Source organism: Streptomyces sp. NPDC050703, assembly GCF_040654435.1.
Classification (GTDB): domain Bacteria; phylum Actinomycetota; class Actinomycetes; order Streptomycetales; family Streptomycetaceae; genus Streptomyces.
The window spans coordinates 90,215-108,497 of record NZ_JBFAHX010000017.1; the positions used below are offsets into that span (position 1 = coordinate 90,215).

An 18,283-nucleotide genomic window follows, 5' to 3' on the forward strand; every position below is an offset into this window, starting at 1 on the left:
TGAAATGGCCGCCGTCAATCTGGTCAATGTCGAGGCAGTCAGCAAGGTGTACGGCACCCGTGCCCTGCTCGACGGCGTCTCACTCGGCGTGTCCGAGGGGGACAGGATCGGGGTCGTGGGGCGCAACGGCGACGGGAAGACCACCCTGATCCGGATGCTCGCCAAGCTGGAGGAGGCCGACACCGGGCGGGTCACGCACAACGGCGGGCTGCGGCTCGGCGTGCTGACCCAGCACGACTCCCTCGACCCCGAGGCCACCGTGAGGCACGAGGTCATCGGCGACCTCGCCGACCACGAGTGGGCGGGCAGCGCCAAGATCAGGGACGTGCTCACCGGCCTCTTCGGCGGGCTCGACCTGCCGGGCTTCCCGCAGGGCCTCGACACCGTCATCGGCCCGCTCTCCGGCGGCGAGCGGCGGCGCATCGCGCTCGCCAAGCTGCTCATCGCCGAGCAGGACCTGATCGTCCTCGACGAGCCCACCAACCACCTGGACGTCGAGGGCATCGCCTGGCTGGCCGGGCACCTGCGCGCCCGCCGCTCGGCGCTCGTGTGCGTCACCCACGACCGGTGGTTCCTCGACCAGGTCTGCACCCGCATGTGGGACGTGCAGCGCGGTTCCGTCTTCGAGTACGAGGGCGGCTACTCCGACTACGTCTTCGCCCGCGCCGAGCGCGAGCGCATCGCGGCCACCGAGGAGACCAAGCGGCAGAACCTCATGCGCAAGGAGCTGGCCTGGCTGCGCCGCGGCGCCCCGGCCCGCACCAGCAAGCCGAAGTTCCGCATCGAGGCCGCCAACGAACTGATCGCGGACGTCCCGCCGCCCCGCGACCGCAGCGAGCTGATGAAGTTCGCCACGACGCGGCTCGGCAAGACCGTCTTCGACCTTGAGGACGTCTCCGTGCAGGCCGGCCCGAAGCTGCTGCTCAAGCACCTGACCTGGCAGCTCGGCCCCGGCGACCGCATCGGCCTGGTCGGTGTGAACGGCGCGGGCAAGACCTCGCTCCTGCGGGCCATGGCCGACGCGGCGCGCAGCGACGGCGACGTCCAGCCCGCGGCCGGGCGGATCGCCGTCGGCAGGACGGTGAAGCTGGCCTACCTCTCGCAGGAGGTCGCCGAGCTGAAGCCGACGCTGCGGGTGCTCGAAGCCGTGCAGCAGGTGCGCGAGCGCGTCGACCTCGGCAAGGGCCGCGAGATGACCGCGGGCCAGCTCTGCGAGACGTTCGGGTTCAGCAAGGAGAAGCAGTGGACGCCGGTCGGCGACCTCTCCGGCGGTGAGCGGCGCAGGCTCCAGCTCCTGCGGCTCCTGATGGACGAGCCGAACGTCCTCTTCCTCGACGAGCCGACCAACGACCTCGACATCGAGACCCTGACGCAGCTGGAGGACGTGCTCGACGGCTGGCCCGGCTCCATGGTCGTGATCTCCCACGACCGGTTCTTCGTCGAGCGCACGACGGACAAGGTGTACGCGCTCCTGGGCGACGCCACGATGCGGATGCTGCCGCGCGGCATCGACGAGTACCTGGAGCGGCGGCAGCGGATGACCGAGTCCGCCCCCGCCCCGCAGTCCCCGGCGCCCGCGCGGCCGGCCGCGGCGAAGACGGTGTCGGCCGCGGACGCCCGCGCCGCCAAGAAGGAACTCCAGAAGATCGAGCGGCAGCTGGACAAGGTCTCCGAGAAGGAGAGCAAGCTGCACGCCCAAATCGCCGACAACGCCACGGACTTCGAGAAAGTGGCCAAACTGGACGCCGAGCTGCGTGAATTGACCGGCGAGCGCGAGGAGTTGGAAATGCGCTGGCTGGAGCTCGCGGAAGACGCGTAGAGCTCTGGTGGAAGTCGCGTAACGGACGCATCACGGGCCGGTCCTCCCTTGGGAACAGGGGCAGGACCGGCCCCGTCTCGTACGGGTTCAGGGTGATAGAAAGGCTGACCTGAAAGCACCCTCTGGCGTGCCGAAAATCAGTGAAGGGGGAAGCGCTGATGACTCAGCCGCCCAACCAGCCGCCGTCCGGCGGCTTCGGAGCTCCGCAGGACCCACGGCAGCAGCCGCCGGGCGGGCCGCCGCAGCAGCCGCCCGCCGCCCCTCAGGAGGGCCAGCCCCAGCCGGGCTACGGCTACCCGCAGACCCCGCCGCCGCCCGCGGACCCGTACGGCCGGCCGGCCCAGCCCCAGCAGCCGGGCCCGTACCAGCAGCCCGGCCCCTACGGTCAGCAGCCCGGTCCCTATGCACAGCAGCCCGGCCCCTATGGGCAGCAGCCGGGCCCCTACGGCGGGCCCCAGCAGCCGGGCCCGTACGGGAACCAGCCGCAGTACGGGTACCCCCAGCAGCCCCCGACGCAACCGCAGTTCCCCGCGGGACCGGGCGGCGGCGGGGGCGGGCGCAGGAAGCCCGTGGTGATCGTCGCCGCCGCCGTGGCCGCGCTGCTGGTCGCGGGCGGGGTCACGTACGCCGTCGTCGGCGGTGACGACGGCGGGAAGAAGCCCGAGTCGAAGAACAAGGACCCCAAGCCCTCCGTCTCCGCCCCCGCCAATCCCGGTACCGGCGACGGCGACGGCAACGAGGGCAAGGAGGACCTCAACGAGGGCCGCAAGCCCGGCGAGGCCAAGGTCCTCTGGTACAAGGAGGCCCCCAAGGTCCCCGGCTCCGGCGGCGACGCCCCGGGCATGTGGATCGAGGGCGACACGGTCGTCAAGGCCGCGTACAAGCAGCTCTTCGCCTACGAGGCGGGCTCGGGCGACGTCGCCTGGGACCCCATCACGTTCCCGCAGAAGATCTGCGCCGCCACCGAGAAGGCCACCGACGACGGCAAGATCGTGGTCGCCTTCAAGGAAGGCACCAAGAGCACCGCCAAGTGCAACCAGCTCCAGGTCATCGACCTGAAGACGGGCAAGAAGGGCTGGGGTAAGCCGGTCAAGGAGGAAGGCCTCTTCGACTTCGCCTCGCAGAGCACCCTCACCCTCGTCGGCGACGTGCTGATGGTCGGCCGCGACCAGTCGGGCACCGCGCTGCGGATGAGCGACGGCAAGAAGCTCTACGTCTCGGAGAAGAAGGACGAGGGCACCTGCTTCCCCAACGGCTTCGCGGCCGAGGGCAAGAAGCTCGTACGGGCGCTGTCCTGCGGGGCGAGCACGGACAACGAGCACGACGAGCTCCAGCAGCTCGACCCGCGGACCGGCAGGGCCCTGTGGACCAAGAAGTTCCCCAAGGGCTGGCGCGTCAAGAAGCTCTACTCGGTCAGTCCGACGGTCGTGTACCTGGAGAACGAGGACAAGAACAAGTGGAACGTCTCGGTGCTGAAGCCCAACAGCGACGAGACCCGCTCCGAACTCGTCACCAAGGACGGCTTCGCGCCCGAGTGCGACTCCTCCATCCTCAGCCGTGACCTCACCGGCTGCCTCGGCGCGGTGACCGGCGACGGGTACCTCTACCTGCCGACGGACGAGAAGAGCGGCGCGAACGAGGTCGTGGCGTTCAGCCTGTCCACCGGCAAGGAGGCCTGGCGCGTCAAGTCGCCGCTGGAGGAAACGATGCTCCCGCTGAAGGCCGAGGACGGTGAGCTGATCTCCTACGTCACCCCGTCCTACGCCTCCGCCGGCCGGGTCGTGTCCATCGCGACGTCCGGTTCGCACACGCCGAAGACCCTTCTCCAGCACCCGAAGGGCACGTCGAAGATCGAGAGCGGCTTCTACTCGAAGGCCGTCGACTACGTGGACGGGCGCTTCTACATCTCCACCACCAGCATCACGGGAACGTCGGGCCGGTCCAAGCTGATGCTGGCCTACGGCAAGTGATCCCGCGCCGCGCCCGGTGAGCGAGCGCCGCACCCAGTCCACCCTCCCGAACCCGGGGCGTCCCCCAGGCGCCCGCCCGAGCTCCTCAAGCGTCCCCAAGGAATAGACGACGTCATGACCCAGCCGCCCCAGCCTCCGCAGCAGCCGCCGAACGAGCCCCCGCAGGGCGGCTTCGGCGCGCCCCAGGAACCGCCGGCCGGCGGTTTCGGCGCCCCGCAGGACCCTCCGCCCGGAGGCTTCGGCAAGGCCCCGGAGCCGTCCTACGGCTACCCGCAGGCCCCCGGCGCCCCGCAGACGCCCCCGCCCGCGCAGCCCCCGGGCCCGCCGCAGACCCCGCCGCCCGCCGCCCCGCCGGCGCCCCCCGCGGGCCAGCCGAACTACGGGTATCCGCAGGCGCCCCAGGCCCCCCAGCAGCCCCAGGGCTACGGCTACCCGGCGCAGCCGGCGCAGCCGCAGTACCAGCAGGGCTACCAGCAGCCGCAGTACCAGCAGGGCTACCAGCAGCCGTACCAGCAGCCCCCGACCATGCCGATGCAGCCGCAGCCGGGCGGTTCCGGCGGTGGCGGCAAGAAGTTCGGCGGCACGACGGCGATCATCGTCGCGGCGGTCGTCGCGATCGCGCTGATCGTGGGCGGCGGCGTCTTCTACGCCTCGACCAAGGACGACGACTCGAAGAACACCGCCCAGGGCACGGACGAGAAGGGCGGCAAGGGCGGCAAGAACGGGAAGGGCGGCGACTCGTCCCCGCCCGGCCAGGGCGCGGCCAAGGAGAAGGCCCCCGGCGACCCCTCGGCCAAGGTGCTCATGCAGCTCCCGCAGCCGGAGATCCCCAAGGACCAGATCTGGACCGCGACGGGCTCGGTGCTGACCGAGGACGTCTACGCCAAGGCCGGCGTCAACGAGCTGAACGGCTACGACCCGGACACCGGCAAGGAGAAGTGGTCGATCCCGCTGCCCGGCATGACGTGCGCCATGTCGCGGGAGGTCACCGACGACGGCATCGCGGCCATCGTCACGGAGGAGGCCGAGCGGGGCAAGAAGGGCGACTACGAGCCGTGCTCCAAGGTCTCCGCGATCGACCTGAAGTCCGGCAAGAAGCTGTGGACCGAGGGCGTCGAGACCAACGGCGTGCAGGCGACGTTCAAGGAAGTCACCATCTCCGGCACCACGATCGCCGCCGGTGCGGGCGTCTCCAGCGGCGGTGCCGCCTGGGACGTGACCGGCAAGTCGCTGTGGAAGCCGAAGGTCGGCAAGTGCGAGGACGTCGGCTACGCGGGCGGTGACCAGCTGGTGGCCGTGCGCAGGTGCGGCAGCTACGGCGACTACAAGCTGAAGGTCCAGCTCCTCGACCCCAAGACCGGCGACGACAAGTGGACCTACCCGCTCGCCGACGGCATCGACAACGCCAAGATCATCTCGACGAACCCGGTCGTCTTCGGCCAGGACACCACCGAGATCACGGCGACCGGCGTGACGGACGTCTTCTCCCTCGGCACGAACGGCAAGCTCCGTGCCAAGATCGCGCTGGAGGAGGGCAAGTACGACCACGACTGCGGCGTCAACATGGTCAACGACTGCCGTGCGATCGCGGTCGGCAACGACCGGCTCTACGTCCCGACCCGCCAGCACGACGGCAGCGGCGAGAGCTACAGCCAGACCAACGAGATCGTCTCCTTCTCGCTGGCCACCGGCAAGCCGACCAGCGACCGCGCCACCGCGGGCGAGGACGGCGAGATCTTCCCGATCCGCATGGACGGCCCCAACGTCATCGCCTACAAGGCGCACGGCTACCAGCAGGGCGCCCAGGTCGTCTCGCTCGACGGCAAGACGATGAAGGAGACCAAGCTCCTGGTGACCCCCTCCTCCGAGGCGGTCACCGACGCGATCAGCGGCATGGTCCCGAAGTCGAACGAACTCCTGTACGGCGACGGGCACCTGTTCCTGGGCAAGAAGCTCCTGAGCAAGCCGTACTCCAAGGACGAGAAGGAGTACGTGGCCATCGGCTTCCGCGCCGAGTAGCCACCGCTCACCACGCGGCAGCGGTCGCCCCCTCGCGTCATGAGGGGGCGGCCGCTGCCGTTCCCGTACCACCTCGCTCTCCCGGTCGCCCGCGCATGGCAGGGATTCAGGCATTCCGGGCCGCTTCTGCCGGATAGGGGGCGCGCAACGTCGAACAAGCGTGTAGCTTCCGGGGGAATGGAGGGCCGGGGGGCCCGCGGTCCGCGGGGAGCGGCAGGACGCGCAGCCGGTGGACCAGGGGATCAGTGGGGGGAAGTGGGGGTTTGCCATGGGTGTGCGGCTCATGGTGGTCGACGATCACCGACTGCTCGCCGAGGCACTCGCCTCGGCGCTGAAGCTGCGCGGCCACCGGGTGCTCGCCGCGGCCGCGCCCGCGGCGGGAGCGGCGGACCTGGTGATCAGCCGTGCCCCGGAGGTCTGCCTCATCGGCACGGCCACGCCCGCGGAACCGGGCATGTTCGACCCCGTGGTCCGGATCAAGCGGGAGCGCCCGCAGGTGGCGGTCGTGGTGCTGGGGCCGGTGCCGAGCCCCCGCGGGATCGCGGCGGCGTTCGCCTCCGGCGCCTCCGGTTACGTACGCCATGACGAGCGCATCGAAGGAGTGGAGCGCGCCATCATGAAGGCGCGCGCCGGGGAAGCCGCCGTCGCGCCCCAGTTGCTGCAGGGCGCCTTCAGCGAACTGCTCAATCCGGCCGCGCAGCCCGACGACGAGGGGCAGCGCCTGCTGCAGATGCTCACGCCCCGCGAGGTGGAGGTCCTGGTGCGGGTCGCGGACGGCGAGGACACCCGCCTCATCGCGGCCGGGATGGGGATAGCGCCCAGCACGGCGCGCACGCACGTGCAGCGCGTCCTCATGAAGCTCGGCGTCGGCTCGCGCCTGGAGGCCGCCGCCCTCGCCGCGCGCACGGGGCTCCTCGACCGGGCCGAGCGCCCGGCGTCGGCGTACGCGGACGGTGGCGCGGAGAGCGGCGCGGACATGGCGACGGGGCCCGAGCCACCGCGGTGACCCGGGCCCCGTCGGGGCCGGTCAGCCGTCCGTGGACTCCGGCGCGGGCGCGGCGACGGTGGGGCGCAGCCACAGCCAGCCGAGGAAGAACAGGCCGAGGGCGAGCATGCCGAGGCCCGTCCACAGGTTGATGTTGATGCCCTCGGCCTTGTCCAGGTCGGCGTCGGACACGGCGATCCCGGCGATCGTCACGATGATCCCGTACACGACGAACAGGCCGCCGATGATGCGCCGGATGTCGAAGAGGCGGGCGGCCGTCGCGGACTCGCGCTCCAGCTCGGAGACTTCTTTGTGCAGATCAGACATGGTGTCAGGTCCTCCGATCAGTTCTGGCTAGAGCGAGTACGGCAGGTAGCAGGCGGCGGCGAGGACGACGGCGCCCCAGCCGAGCAGGGCCGGCCTGCGGTACCAGGCGTCGTCGCCCTCCTCGGCCCCGTCGTCCTCCAGGCCGGGCGAGGCCGTCCCGTAGACGAGGCCGGCGAGTTCGGCCTCCGGCTTGGGCGCGGTGAAGAGCGTGACGACGACCATCACGACGGCACCGGCGACGAAGCCGACGATCGCCGAGACGAAGTTGGCGCCCTGGTCGGTCGGGATGTCGATGACGCCCTGCTTGTAGATCCAGAAGTAGTTGACCATCGCGGCGGTGGTGCCCGCGACCAGCCCCCACACGCCGGACTTCATGGACGCCCGCTTCCAGAACATGCCGATGATGAAGACCACGAACATCGGGACGTTGAAGAAGGAGAACAGCGTCTGGAGGTAGCCCATGATGTTCGAGAACGACGACGCGATGAAGGCGGTGCCGATCGAGGCGAGCACACCGATCGCGGTGATGAGCCGCCCGAACTTCAGGTAGTAGCCGTCCTCCCGGTCCCTGACCACGTACTTCGCCCAGATGTCGTACGTGAACACGGTGTTGAAGGAGGAGACGTTGGCCGCCATGCCCGCCATGAACGCGGCGAGCAGACCGGTGACCGCGATGCCGAGGACGCCGTTGGGCAGCAGTTCCTGCATCAGATAGGGGATCGCGTCGTTGTAGGTGAGGTCGGAGCCCGGCGTGCCGATCTTCGGGACGAGGACGGCGGCGACCAGGCCGGGGATCATCACCAGGAAGACGATGAAGATCTTCGGGAAGGCCGCGATCAGCGGGGTGCGCCGGGCGGCGCTGAGGTTCTTCGCGGAGAGCGCGCGCTGCACCTCGGCGAAGTTGGTGGTCCAGTAGCCGAAGGAGAGCACGAAGCCGAGGCCGAGGACGATCGTCAGCCAGTTGGCGCCGAGCGGGTTGGCGTCGCCTATGCCGGTGCCGCCCCAGGCGGTCATGAAGTTCTCGCCGTGCTGCTTCTCGATCGAGCCGGTCAGACCGTCCCAGCCGCCGGCCTTCTTCAGGCCGATGACGCAGATCGGGATGAGCGCGGCGAGGATCACGAAGAACTGGAGCACTTCGTTGTAGATCGCCGAGGAGAGGCCGCCGATCGTGATGTACGCGAGCACGAAGAAGCCCGCGACGACGATCGCCACCCACTGCGGCCAGCCGAGCAGCGCCTCGACGACGATCGACAGGGCGTAGAGGTTCACGCCCGCGATCAGGATCGCCGCGAAGGCGAAGAGCGCCGAGCTGAGCAGGTGCGCCGACCTGTCGAAGCGCTGGAGCAGGAACTCCGGCACGGAACGGACCTTGCTGCGGTAGTAGAACGGCATCATGACCAGGCCGAGGAAGACCATGGCCGGGATGGCGCCGATCCAGTACCAGTGGACGACGGCGACGCCGTACTGCGCCCCGGTGGCGGCCATGCCCAGGATCTCGGTGGCGCCCAGGTTCGCGGCGACGAAGGCGAGGCCGGTGACCCACGCGGGCAGCGAGCGGCCCGAGAGGAAGAAGTCGAGGCTGGTTCTGACGGAGCGGCGGGCGGCGAAGCCGATGCCGAGGACCACGGCGAAGTAGATCGCCAGGATCGCGTAGTCGAGGCCGTTGGTGGGCAGCCGAAGCCCCTCGGCCAGGGTCTGTGTGGGGGACTGCATGCGTGAACTCGCTTCGTTGCGCGAACGGATCAGACGGGAACCTACGCCTTTACCGTCAAGAACTGAACAGTTCTGTTGGTGTTCTTTGTTTGATTGTGATCGAGCGCCCCGATTCCGCCCGGCGTCGACGGGAAACGCCTGACGGGATCTCGGGCATTGACGAAGCTGTTGCCTTGTGGTTAGTTATGTTTGATTCTGTTGGGTAGGTGGTGAGGAGCCCCTGACGTGAAGAAGACCTCGACCCGTCTCGCCGACGGTCGTGAGCTCATCTACTACGACGAGCGCGACGACGCGGTCCGCGAGGCCGCCGACGGCCGCCCGCTCGGCCCCGTCTCCACGACCTCCGAGATCCGCGAGGACCGCCTCCTCGGCGACGCGGTGGCCATCGCCTCCCACCGCCAGGGCCGCACCTACCACCCGCCGGCCGACGAGTGCCCCCTGTGCCCCTCCTCGGGGGACCGGCTCAGCGAGATCCCCGACTCCTCGTACGACGTCGTCGTCTTCGAGAACCGCTTCCCCTCGCTCGCGGGCGACGCCGGGCGCTGCGAGGTGGTCTGCTTCACCGCCGATCACGACGCGTCCTTCGCCGACCTCACCCCCGGGCAGGCCCGCCTCGTCCTCGATGCCTGGACCGACCGCACCGCCGAGCTCTCCCACCTGCCCGCCGTGAAGCAGGTCTTCTGCTTCGAGAACCGGGGCGCCGAGATCGGCGTGACCCTCGGCCACCCGCACGGCCAGATCTACGCGTATCCGTTCGTCACGCCCCGCACCGGCCTGATGCTCCGTTCCCTCGCCGGACACAAGGAGCGCACCGGCGGCCGCAACCTCTTCGACGACGTCCTCGCCGACGAACGCGCGGGCGAGCGCGTGGTCCTGGAGGGCGAGCACTGGGTCGCCTTCGTCCCGTACGCCGCGCACTGGCCCTACGAGGTGCACCTCTACCCCAAGCGCCGCGTGCCCGACCTGCTCGCGCTCGACGAGGCGGCGCGCACAGAGTTCCCACAGCTCTATCTGGAACTCTTGAGGCGCTTCGACCGGATCTTCGACGAGGCGGTGCCGGACGGCGCCGACGGGACGGTGCCGTCCGGCACGCGGTCCCCCACGCCCTACATCGCCGCCTGGCACCAGGCGCCCTTCGGGGCGCTGGAGGGCCACGAAGGCGTCACCCGTGACGACTTCGCCCTCCACCTCGAACTTTTCACGATTCGCCGCACTTCGGGCAAGCTGAAGTTCCTCGCGGGTTCCGAATCCGGCATGAGCGTGTTCATCAACGACGTGCCGCCGGAAGCCGCGGCCGAGCGACTGCGAGAGGTAGCGAGTTCATGAGCGGTAAGTACCTGGTCACCGGCGGCGCGGGCTATGTCGGGAGCGTGGTGGCGCAGCACCTGATCGAGGCCGGGCACCAGGTGACCGTCCTCGACGACCTCTCCACCGGCTTCCGCGAGGGCGTCCCCGCGGGCGCCGCGTTCATCGAGGGCGACATCCGCGATGCCGCCAAGTGGCTGGACCCCTCGTACGACGCCGTGCTGCACTTCGCCGCCTTCTCGCAGGTCGGCGAGTCCGTCGCCAAGCCCGAGAAGTACTGGGACAACAACGTCGGCGGCACCATGGCGCTGCTCGCCGCCATGCGCGACGCCGACGTGCGCAAACTCGTCTTCTCCTCGACCGCCGCCACCTACGGCGAGCCGGTCGGCACCCCCATCACGGAGACCGACCCCACCGCGCCCACCTCGCCCTACGGCGCCTCGAAGCTCGCCGTCGACCACATGATCACCGGTGAGGCCACCGCCCACGGCCTCGCCGCCGTCTCACTGCGCTACTTCAACGTCGCGGGCGCCTACGCCACGGCGTCAGGTGTCATGTTCGGCGAGCGCCACGACCCCGAGTCGCACCTCATCCCGCTCGTCCTCCAGGTGGCCCAGGGCAGGCGCGAGGCCATCAGCGTCTTCGGCGACGACTACGCCACCGAGGACGGCACCTGCGTACGCGACTACATCCACGTCGCCGACCTCGCCGAGGCCCACCTCCTCGCCGTCGCCGCGGCCACCCCCGGCGAACACCTGATCTGCAACCTCGGCAACGGCAACGGCTTCTCCGTGCGCCAGGTCATCGAGACCGTCCGCCGGGTCACCGGGCACCCCGTCCCCGAGGTGAGCGCCCCGCGCCGCGACGGCGACCCGGCGGTCCTCGTCGCCTCCGCCGCCACCGCGCGCGAGAAGCTCGGCTGGCACCCGTCCCGCGCGGACCTCGCGGGCATCGTCGCCGACGCCTGGGCGTTCGCCCAGCGAAAGGGGTAAGCCATGGGTACGGCATCCGAAGTCGCCGGGCAGTTCGAGGATTTGTACGGGCGCGTGCCCGACGGGGTCTGGTCGGCCCCCGGCCGCGTCAACCTCATCGGCGAGTACACGGACTTCAACGAGGGCTTCGTGATGCCGCTCGCCCTGCCGCACACCGCCGTCGCCGCCGTCGCCCGGCGCGACGACGGCGTCCTGCGGCTGCACTCCGCCGACGTCGACGCCCCGCTCGCCGAGCTGCGCGTGGACGAGCTGACGCCGCTGTCGGACGGCGGCTGGGCGGCCTACCCCGCGGGGGTCGTCTGGGCCCTCCGGGAAGCCGGGCACCCGGTGACCGGAGCTGACCTGCACCTCGCCTCGACGGTCCCCACGGGCGCGGGCCTCTCCTCGTCCGCCGCCCTTGAGGTCGTCACCGCGTACGCCCTGGACGAGCTGTTCGGCCTCGGGCTGACCGGCCCCGAACTGGCCGTCGCCGCCCAGCGCGCCGAGAACGCCTTCGTCGGCGTCCCCTGCGGCGTCATGGACCAGATGGCGTCGGCGTGCTGCACCGACGGCCACGCCCTGCACCTGGACTGCCGCGACCTGTCGATACGCCAGGTCCCCTTCGACCTGGCCGCCCAGGGCCTGCGGCTCCTGGTGGTCGACACCCGCGTCAAGCACGCCCTCGGCGACGGCGCCTACGCCGAGCGCCGCGCGGGCTGCGAGGAGGGCGCCCGCGTTCTCGGCGTCAGCCACCTGCGCGACGTGGCGTACGAGGACCTGCCGGCGGCTCTGTCCCGGTTGACGGACGACAGGGTCCGCCGCTACGTCCGCCACGTCGTCTCCGACGACCACCGCGTCGAGCGGGTCATCGGCCTCCTGGACGCCGGCGATGTCCGCGCGATCGGCCCCGTCCTGACCGAGGGCCACGCCTCGCTCCGCGACGACCTGCGGATCTCCTGCCCGGAGCTGGACCTGGTGGTGAGCACCGCCGGCGCGGCGGGCGCGCTCGGGGCCCGCATGACGGGCGGCGGCTTCGGCGGCTCCGCGATCGTCCTGGTGGAGGCCGAGGACGCGGAGGCGGTCACGAAGTCGGTCCTCGACGCCTTCGTGACGGCGGGCTTCACGGTGCCGCGGGTCTTCCCCGCGGTGGCGTCGGCGGGGGCGCGCAGGGAGGTCTGAGGGTCCGCGGAAGTTCCTCCCCGGGGCGGTCACATTCTCCGTACGGGTTCCGTCATGGCAGTGAACAGCCACCGAGAACCCGAAGGAGCCCCCGATGTCCACCGCCCACGTCATCGTCACCGTCCTCGCCGCCGCGATGGTCGGCTTCTCGGCCGCCTCCGTCTTCCAGCGCGCGAAGTGGGTCGTCGGACCCATGGCCGACTACGGCATCCCCGAGTCCTGGCTCCCCTGGCTCGGCACCGCCAAGGCCGCGGGCGCGGCGGGCCTGGTGGCGGGCCTGTTCATCCCGTACGTCGGGGCGGCCGCCGGCATCGCCCTCATCCTGTACTTCCTCGGCGCGCTCACCTTCGTCCTCCGGGCCCGCTGGTACGCGCACGTCCCCTTCCCGCTGGTGTACGCGGCCCCGGTGGCCGCCGCGCTGTGGCTGGCGGCGTGATCCCGGCGGGCCAGGGGGCCTGGGCGGCTCAGACCGCGGCTTTGAGGCCGTCGACGAATGCGCTGAACGATGCGGTGGATATGGTCAAAGCGCTTCGGTGGAGGTCCTTGGAGTCGCGTACGCCCACTGCCGTCCGCCCGATGGCGATCTCCACGCATTCGTTGCCTTCCCCACCGCTGTAGCTGCTCTTGAACCACGCGGCGGCTCCCGGGACCGGGACGGTGCTCGACGCTGCAGTCATGGGCTACTCCTGTCGGGCTCTTGTGATGAGCCGGGATGACGCTTTCGTGTCCGCTGCCTGTGAACGAAGGTAGTCGAAGGTCAACTTATAGGCGGCGACGTCCTCGGCGTCGTCGAGATACAACCCTCGGCGGCGCATCTCGATGTACACGACGGCCATGGAGTTGAGCGGGTCCTTGTCGTCGTCACGGCCGAGGATCACGAAGTGCCCGGCTCCCGCCGCGTGGGCGCCCGCGCCGAACGGCAGTATCTGGATGTCGATGTTCGGGCTTTCGGCCGCCTCTTGCAGGTGCCTGAACTGCCGCGCCATGACGTCCGCGTCACCTACCGTTCTGTGGAGGACCGCCTCGTCCAGGATCGCCCACAGATGCAGTGCGGGGTCCCTCCTGAGGATTTCCTGACGCGCCACTCGGGCGTCCACCATCCGTTCGATGACGTCGTTCCCGCTGCGGACTTCGCGCGCCTGGTGGATGGCGAGTGCGTACTCCCTTGTCTGCAACAGGCCGGGAACCACGGTGTTGGCGTATACGTGCTCATAGGCCGCCTCGTGTTCGAAAGAGACGAGCGGGTCCATCCATTCAGGCACCGCGCTGTTACCGACCCACCAACCGTCGGCCTGCGACTTGGCGATGCGGACGAGTGCTTCCCGCTCCTGGGCGGTGGCCTCACATGCGTCGGCCAGGGCCCTCACCGTGGCCCAGCGGATGCGGGCCCGGTCCTGCCACATCTCGTAGCGACTCACCGTTGTGGTGCTGACGCCGGCGCGCTCCGCGATCTGGGCCTGGGTGGCCCCACAGCGTTCGCGCAGTGCGACGAGACCGCGTGCGATCTGCATCCTGCCGGCTGGGCCTGTCTGTGTGGCGGTCACGATGTCCTCGCCTTCTGGTGGTCGCCGGCCGGGGCGACGTGTGTCGAACGAGGTGAATCTATGAGTCCGGCGGGCCCTCGAACGTCGTTCGGCGCTCCCGTCACTCACATCGGTGAACCCTCATCCATAGATCTCCTGTCATGGGATTCCCGTGACAGGGTTCCCATGTCCTGCCGGACAGCCTTGAAGGAGAAGGCCCATGGTTCCTCGTACGCCCATGCGCACCCGTCGGTGCCCGATTGCCCCGCTGGTCGCGGGCAGTGTCATGCGGAGAGGGCCGGCCGACTGCGCGAGAGCCCGGCCCCTCGACGGCGGCGCCTCGCGGCTGGTCCGGCCCTACCTGGCGGCGTGGGAGGACGAGGAGAGGGCACGGCTGCGGCGCGACACCCTCCGGTGGGTCACGTACGGCGTGGATCTCGACGTCCGCGACATCCACCGCACGCTGGAGCCGGCATGACGTCGCAGTACACGGCCGGCCTGGAGCATGTGCAACTCGGGCTCGCCCGGCGGCTGCTGGGGAGGGCGCGGCACGTACTGGACGGGCCCCGCCCGGGAGCGGGGGAGCTGGCACCCCTGGCCGCCCAGCTCGCGTGCGCTCTGGGTGACACGCTGCTCATCGCCGAGACCCGGTGTGCGTACCCGGCCGGAGCACCCTCGGCCCTGGGCGGAGCCGCGCACCGGAGCGAGCCGGAGAGTCTCGCCGTGCGGCGGCTGCCCGGCACGGAGCCCGCCTCGGCTCCGGCCGCTCGCCGCTTCGTACGGAACGCCGCCCGCGCCTGGGAGGTGCCGCGGGACCTGGTGGACACCCTGGAGGTCGTCACCAGCGAGCTGGTCACCAACGCTCTCGTGCACGGCGGTGGGGAGACGGTCACGGTCGCCCTGGCGCTGACCGGCCGCGTGCTGACCCTCGGCGTCACGGACGAGGGGCGCGGCCCGGTGGGCGCGGCGGCGGGAGGGCTCCCTGAAGCGGCGCCGGACGAGGCCGAGTCGGGGCGGGGCCTGGTCATCGTCTCCGCGCTCGCCGACCGGTGGGGACGGTCCCGCGGGCCCGGAGGTCTGACCGTGTGGGCCGAGGTCGGCGTGGCCGGCGGGGACGCCGGGTGACAGGGTGACACCCGCTCAGGCCGGCGGGAGCAGCCGCTTCGTCAGGGTGAACTCCTTGACGCCCTCCGGGTAGTCCGGGATCACGCTCACCACCTCGTAGCCGTGGCTGCGGTAGAAGCCGGGGGCCTGGAAGTCCCACGTCTCCACACGGGAGTTGACGCAGGCCCGCTCCTCGTGGGCTATGCGTTCCGCCTCGGCGAGGAGGCGGGCCCCGAGTCCCGTGCCGCGGTGGTGGTCGTCGACCCAGAGGTGGTCCACATGGAGCCAGCGGCCCCAGGTGTGCGCGGCGAGACCGCCCGCGAGGGCACCCGAGGCGTCCAACACCCAGACGGCCAGCGGCACTTCCTGGTCGTCGACCGTGCCGCGCAGCGCGCGCAGCTCGGGTGACGCCGCCGTGTTCGTCTCGCTGAGCCGCGCCCGGAGCGCCGCCAGCCGTTCCTTGTCGACTCCTGTCTCCATACGAAACATGCGGCCCACCATAAACGCGTCGGTCTATCAGTTCTGCAAATCAGCTTCCCCTCCCGGCGTGCGGCCCTACTCTGAAGAACAGTGCCGGTGGGGGCCGGCACTGATCAGGGGGCGAGACAGTCGGGTACGGCGCCCGGCCCGGGGGAAGCACTCATCGCACGGCGGCGGCCGAGCGACCGTGGCGACCCCGGGTCACGGCGTCGTACCCGTACCGGCCGTTACCCGATGGGATCCCCCGCTCCTTCAGGGGAGCGTGGGGAAGGGGGTTTCTGTGGTTCGCATTCGAGTACTGGTCGTCGACGACCACCGCATCTTCGCCGAGTCACTCGCCGCCGCGCTCGCGGCCGAGCCCGACGTCGACGTGTCCGCGGCCGGCAGCGGCCCCGCCGCGCTGCGCTGCCTGGAGCGTGCGGTCACCGAAGGGCGCAGATTCGACGTGCTGCTCGTCGACGCCGACCTCGGCGCCACCGCGAGCGCGCTCCAGGGCGGCCTCCCCCAGCCTCTCGGCTTCGCACGCGCAGGGGGGACACCCGTCGCCACCCCCGTCCAGGAGGGCAGCGCCGAGGGGCTCGTCGACGGCATCTCCCTGGTCGCGGGTGTCCGCGCGGGCCAGCCCGCCGTGCGCACCGTCGTCCTCGCCGAGAAGGACGACCCGCGCCGCGCGGCCCTCGCGCTCCAGGCGGGCGCCTCCGGCTGGGTCGCCAAGGACTGCTCCCTGTCGCGCCTGCTCAGTGTCATACGGGGCGTCCTGCGCGACGAGACCCACCTGCCGCCCGCCCTGCTCACCGGCGTCCTGCGGGAGCTGACCGCGGCCCGCAAGCACCGCACCGAGTCCGAGCGCCTCGTGGAGTCGCTGACCCCGCGCGAGCGCGAGGTCCTGCGCTGCATGGTGGCGGGCCTCGGCAGGAAGGCGGTGGCGGAGCGGCTGTTCCTCTCCCCGCACACGGTGCGCACGCACATGCAGAACGTCCTGGGCAAGCTGGGCGTGCACTCCACGCTCGCGGCGGTCGCGCTCGCCAGGCGCGCGGGCGTGGGCCCGGTCGACCTAGCCGGGGATGTTGTCGAACGGGGCGGTCAACTGGCGTAGCAGCGCCGCCAGTTCACCGCGCTGGGCGCGGGACAGCTCGGCGAGGATCGCCCGCTCCTGCTCCAGGAGCCCGGCCAGGGCCTGGTCCGCGCGGTCCCGGCCCTCGGCGGTGAGCCGCACGAGGACCCCGCGGCGGTCGCTCGGGTCGGGCAGGCGCTCGACGAGGCCCTTCTTCGCCAGGCGGTCGATGCGGTTCGTCATCGTGCCGGACGTCACGAGGGTCTGCGTGAGGAGCTGGCCGGGGGAGAGCTGGTAGGGCGCGCCCGCGCGCCGCAGCGAGGTGAGCACGTCGAACTCCCACGGCTCCAGGCTGTGCTCGGAGAAGGCGAGTCTGCGGGCGCGGTCCAGGTGCCGCGCGAGCCTGCTCACGCGGCTGAGCACCTCAAGCGGCTCCACGTCGAGGTCCGGGCGCTCCCTGCGCCACGCCGCGACCAGCCGATCGACCTCGTCCTCCATGACGATCAGTGTAGGGGGTATGTCGACGTGAAGTCTCTTGACGTCAAGATACCTCGGGGGGAGGATGGCCGCAGACCAGCCCCGCACGCCGCCGAGCCCGGCGGCAGACCCGCCGCCGCACGCCGAGGAGGCCCCCGTGTCCACCGCCGCCACCTGGGACCCGGCCCAGTACCTGCGCCACTCCGACCACCGGGCCAGGCCCTTCGTCGACCTGCTCGCCCGCGTCCCCGCGCTCCCCGGCCCGGCCGCCGGACCCCCGCGCATCGCCGACCTCGGCTGCGGCCCCGGCAACGTCACACGGCTCCTCGCCGAGCGGTGGCCCACGGCGCACATCACCGGCTACGACAACTCCCCGCGGATGCTCGCCGAGGCCGAGCGGTTCGCGGGGCCCACCCGCGAGGGCGGGCGCCTCGACTTCGCCGCCGCCGACGCCACGGACTGGACCCCCGCCCCCGGCACGTACGACCTGATCGTCTCCAACGCCACCCTGCAGTGGGTCCCCGGCCACCCCGACGCCTTCCCCGCCTGGGTCGACGCGCTCACCCCCGGCGGCACCTTCGCCTTCCAGGTGCCCGGCAACTTCGACGCCCCCAGCCACGTCCTGATGCGGGAGCTGACCGAGTCGCCCCGGTGGCGGGACCGGCTCGGCGGGCGGCTGCGGCACGCCGACGCGGTGCTGTCACCGGGGGCCTACCTGGAACGGCTCGCCGCACTCGGCTGCGAGGTCGACGCCTGGGAGACCACCTACCAGCACCTCCTCACGGGCGAGGACCCCGTCCTCGACTGGGTCAAGGGCACCGGTCTCCGGCCGGTCCTCACGGCCCTCGCGGACGACGCGGACGCCACACGGCGCTTCCTCACCGAGTACGGGGAGCTGCTGCGCGGGGCCTACCCGGCGACGGAGCACGGCACCGTCTTCCCCTTCCGCCGCGTCTTCGCGGTGGCCCGCAAGGACGGCGGCGCCCGGTGCTGACGGCGATCGACCACGTCCAGCTCGCCGCCCCGCCCGGCAGCGAGCCCGCCCTGCGCGCGTACTACGTCGGCGTCCTCGGCATGACGGAGGAACCGAAGCCGCCGGCCCTCGCGGCGCGCGGCGGCTGCTGGTTCGCGGCGGGCGGCGTCCGGCTGCACCTCGGCATCGAGACCGACTTCCGGCCCGCCCGCAAGGCCCATCCAGGACTGCGGGTCGCCGGCATCGAGACCTTCGCCGAACGCCTGGCCTCCCACGGCGCCGACGTCACCTGGGACCACGACCTGCCGGGCCACCGCCGCTGCTACGCCCACGACCCGGTCGGAAACCGGCTCGAATTCCTCGAACCCCTGGCCTGACCCGGCT

General features: G+C 71.2%; 19 protein-coding genes. 13 read left to right on the forward strand and 6 right to left on the reverse strand.

Translation table 11 applies throughout. The annotated features are described in order from the left end of the window. Positions 1-4 precede the first annotated feature (4 nt). The 4 genes from AB0I16_RS18145 (at position 5) to AB0I16_RS18160 (ending at position 6,814) form a co-directional block, all read left to right on the forward strand. Entirely contained in the window at positions 5-1,819 is a 1,815-nt protein-coding gene (locus AB0I16_RS18145) for an ABC-F family ATP-binding cassette domain-containing protein (protein WP_363250386.1), read from the forward strand. A 158-nt stretch (positions 1,820-1,977) separates the two neighbouring features. After that, positions 1,978-3,789: a PQQ-binding-like beta-propeller repeat protein gene (locus AB0I16_RS18150; protein ID WP_363250387.1), complete on the forward strand. Its 1,812-nt coding sequence runs from the start codon at positions 1,978-1,980 to the stop codon at positions 3,787-3,789. 114 nt (positions 3,790-3,903) lie between these two features. Next, on the forward strand, positions 3,904-5,808 hold the full coding sequence (locus AB0I16_RS18155; protein WP_363250388.1) for a PQQ-binding-like beta-propeller repeat protein: 1,905 nt from the start codon (positions 3,904-3,906) through the stop codon (positions 5,806-5,808). A gap of 268 nt (positions 5,809-6,076) precedes the next feature. Next, the gene (locus AB0I16_RS18160; protein ID WP_363250389.1) at positions 6,077-6,814 is read left to right on the forward strand and encodes a LuxR C-terminal-related transcriptional regulator; all 738 of its coding nucleotides are present in this window, start codon (positions 6,077-6,079) and stop codon (positions 6,812-6,814) included. Between the two features lie 21 nt (positions 6,815-6,835). Here AB0I16_RS18160 and AB0I16_RS18165 read toward each other — a convergent pair whose 3' ends face one another. Both AB0I16_RS18165 and AB0I16_RS18170 read right to left on the reverse strand, forming a co-directional pair. Continuing rightward, positions 6,836-7,120 (reverse strand): hypothetical protein, encoded by a 285-nt coding sequence (locus AB0I16_RS18165; protein WP_363250390.1) that lies wholly within the window; start codon positions 7,118-7,120, stop codon positions 6,836-6,838. Positions 7,121-7,147: 27 nt separating this feature from the next. Continuing rightward, on the reverse strand, positions 7,148-8,833 hold the full coding sequence (locus AB0I16_RS18170) for a sodium:solute symporter family protein (protein ID WP_363250391.1): 1,686 nt from the start codon (positions 8,831-8,833) through the stop codon (positions 7,148-7,150). Between the two features lie 225 nt (positions 8,834-9,058). Here AB0I16_RS18170 and galT point away from each other — a divergent pair, with 225 nt between their 5' ends. The 4 genes from galT (at position 9,059) to AB0I16_RS18190 (ending at position 12,724) form a co-directional block, all read left to right on the forward strand. Continuing rightward, the gene (galT, locus tag AB0I16_RS18175) at positions 9,059-10,159 is read left to right on the forward strand and encodes a galactose-1-phosphate uridylyltransferase (RefSeq protein ID WP_363250392.1); all 1,101 of its coding nucleotides are present in this window, start codon (positions 9,059-9,061) and stop codon (positions 10,157-10,159) included. Further along, positions 10,156-11,130 (forward strand): UDP-glucose 4-epimerase GalE, encoded by a 975-nt coding sequence (gene galE / locus AB0I16_RS18180; protein WP_363250393.1) that lies wholly within the window; start codon positions 10,156-10,158, stop codon positions 11,128-11,130. Before galT ends, galE begins: the two co-directional genes overlap by 4 nt. A 3-nt stretch (positions 11,131-11,133) precedes the next feature. Continuing rightward, positions 11,134-12,288: a galactokinase gene (gene galK, locus AB0I16_RS18185; protein ID WP_363250394.1), complete on the forward strand. Its 1,155-nt coding sequence runs from the start codon at positions 11,134-11,136 to the stop codon at positions 12,286-12,288. Between the two features lie 94 nt (positions 12,289-12,382). Next, positions 12,383-12,724, forward strand: a complete 342-nt coding sequence (locus tag AB0I16_RS18190; RefSeq protein ID WP_363250395.1) for a DoxX family protein — start codon at positions 12,383-12,385, stop codon at positions 12,722-12,724. A 28-nt stretch (positions 12,725-12,752) separates the two neighbouring features. Here the strand turns inward: AB0I16_RS18190 and AB0I16_RS18195 are convergent, their stop codons facing one another. Together AB0I16_RS18195 and AB0I16_RS18200 are read right to left on the reverse strand one after the other, a co-directional pair. After that, on the reverse strand, positions 12,753-12,965 hold the full coding sequence (locus tag AB0I16_RS18195; protein ID WP_363250396.1) for a DUF397 domain-containing protein: 213 nt from the start codon (positions 12,963-12,965) through the stop codon (positions 12,753-12,755). Between the two features lie 3 nt (positions 12,966-12,968). Beyond that, positions 12,969-13,832 carry a helix-turn-helix transcriptional regulator gene (locus AB0I16_RS18200; protein ID WP_363250397.1) on the reverse strand — a complete coding sequence of 288 codons (864 nt, stop codon included), beginning with the start codon at positions 13,830-13,832 and terminating at the stop codon, positions 12,969-12,971. A 199-nt stretch (positions 13,833-14,031) separates the two neighbouring features. Between AB0I16_RS18200 and AB0I16_RS18205 the strand changes: the two genes are divergently transcribed. After that, positions 14,032-14,289 (forward strand): hypothetical protein, encoded by a 258-nt coding sequence (locus tag AB0I16_RS18205; RefSeq protein WP_363250398.1) that lies wholly within the window; start codon positions 14,032-14,034, stop codon positions 14,287-14,289. Beyond that, entirely contained in the window at positions 14,286-14,936 is a 651-nt protein-coding gene (locus AB0I16_RS18210) for an ATP-binding protein (protein WP_363250399.1), read from the forward strand. The genes AB0I16_RS18205 and AB0I16_RS18210 overlap by 4 nt, the downstream gene beginning before the upstream one ends. A gap of 15 nt (positions 14,937-14,951) precedes the next feature. On the opposite strand, the gene AB0I16_RS18215 is transcribed toward AB0I16_RS18210, so the two are convergent. After that, complete coding sequence (locus AB0I16_RS18215) at positions 14,952-15,416, reverse strand: GNAT family N-acetyltransferase (RefSeq protein ID WP_363250400.1); 465 nt, start codon at positions 15,414-15,416, stop codon at positions 14,952-14,954. 259 nt (positions 15,417-15,675) lie between these two features. Here AB0I16_RS18215 and AB0I16_RS18220 point away from each other — a divergent pair, with 259 nt between their 5' ends. Continuing rightward, positions 15,676-16,491, forward strand: coding sequence for a response regulator transcription factor (locus AB0I16_RS18220; RefSeq protein ID WP_363250401.1), 816 nt, complete (start codon positions 15,676-15,678; stop codon positions 16,489-16,491). Here the strand turns inward: AB0I16_RS18220 and tamR are convergent. Continuing rightward, on the reverse strand, positions 16,450-16,947 hold the full coding sequence (gene tamR, locus AB0I16_RS18225; RefSeq protein WP_062781554.1) for a MarR family transcriptional regulator TamR: 498 nt from the start codon (positions 16,945-16,947) through the stop codon (positions 16,450-16,452). The two genes, AB0I16_RS18220 and tamR, sit on opposite strands and share 42 nt — an antisense overlap. Before the next feature lie 136 nt (positions 16,948-17,083). On the opposite strand from tamR, the gene AB0I16_RS18230 reads away from it, so the two are divergent. Beyond that, positions 17,084-17,920, forward strand: coding sequence for a trans-aconitate 2-methyltransferase (locus tag AB0I16_RS18230; RefSeq protein ID WP_363250402.1), 837 nt, complete (start codon positions 17,084-17,086; stop codon positions 17,918-17,920). Further along, positions 17,914-18,276, forward strand: coding sequence for a VOC family protein (locus AB0I16_RS18235; RefSeq protein WP_363250403.1), 363 nt, complete (start codon positions 17,914-17,916; stop codon positions 18,274-18,276). The genes AB0I16_RS18230 and AB0I16_RS18235 overlap by 7 nt, the downstream gene beginning before the upstream one ends. The last annotated feature ends 7 nt before the right edge of the window (positions 18,277-18,283 follow it).

Coding starts and splice junctions, on each gene's coding strand:
- tamR (WP_062781554.1), bottom strand. CDS start 16,947: ATGGAGGACGAGGTCGATCGGCTGGTCGCGGCGTGGCGCAGGGAGCGC.
- AB0I16_RS18210 (WP_363250399.1), top strand. CDS start 14,286: ATGACGTCGCAGTACACGGCCGGCCTGGAGCATGTGCAACTCGGGCTC.
- AB0I16_RS18215 (WP_363250400.1), bottom strand. CDS start 15,416: ATGGTGGGCCGCATGTTTCGTATGGAGACAGGAGTCGACAAGGAACGG.
- AB0I16_RS18155 (WP_363250388.1), top strand. CDS start 3,904: ATGACCCAGCCGCCCCAGCCTCCGCAGCAGCCGCCGAACGAGCCCCCG.
- galE (WP_363250393.1), top strand. CDS start 10,156: ATGAGCGGTAAGTACCTGGTCACCGGCGGCGCGGGCTATGTCGGGAGC.
- AB0I16_RS18160 (WP_363250389.1), top strand. CDS start 6,077: ATGGGTGTGCGGCTCATGGTGGTCGACGATCACCGACTGCTCGCCGAG.
- AB0I16_RS18145 (WP_363250386.1), top strand. CDS start 5: ATGGCCGCCGTCAATCTGGTCAATGTCGAGGCAGTCAGCAAGGTGTAC.
- galK (WP_363250394.1), top strand. CDS start 11,134: ATGGGTACGGCATCCGAAGTCGCCGGGCAGTTCGAGGATTTGTACGGG.
- AB0I16_RS18150 (WP_363250387.1), top strand. CDS start 1,978: ATGACTCAGCCGCCCAACCAGCCGCCGTCCGGCGGCTTCGGAGCTCCG.
- AB0I16_RS18195 (WP_363250396.1), bottom strand. CDS start 12,965: ATGACTGCAGCGTCGAGCACCGTCCCGGTCCCGGGAGCCGCCGCGTGG.
- AB0I16_RS18170 (WP_363250391.1), bottom strand. CDS start 8,833: ATGCAGTCCCCCACACAGACCCTGGCCGAGGGGCTTCGGCTGCCCACC.
- AB0I16_RS18190 (WP_363250395.1), top strand. CDS start 12,383: ATGTCCACCGCCCACGTCATCGTCACCGTCCTCGCCGCCGCGATGGTC.
- AB0I16_RS18165 (WP_363250390.1), bottom strand. CDS start 7,120: ATGTCTGATCTGCACAAAGAAGTCTCCGAGCTGGAGCGCGAGTCCGCG.
- AB0I16_RS18205 (WP_363250398.1), top strand. CDS start 14,032: ATGGTTCCTCGTACGCCCATGCGCACCCGTCGGTGCCCGATTGCCCCG.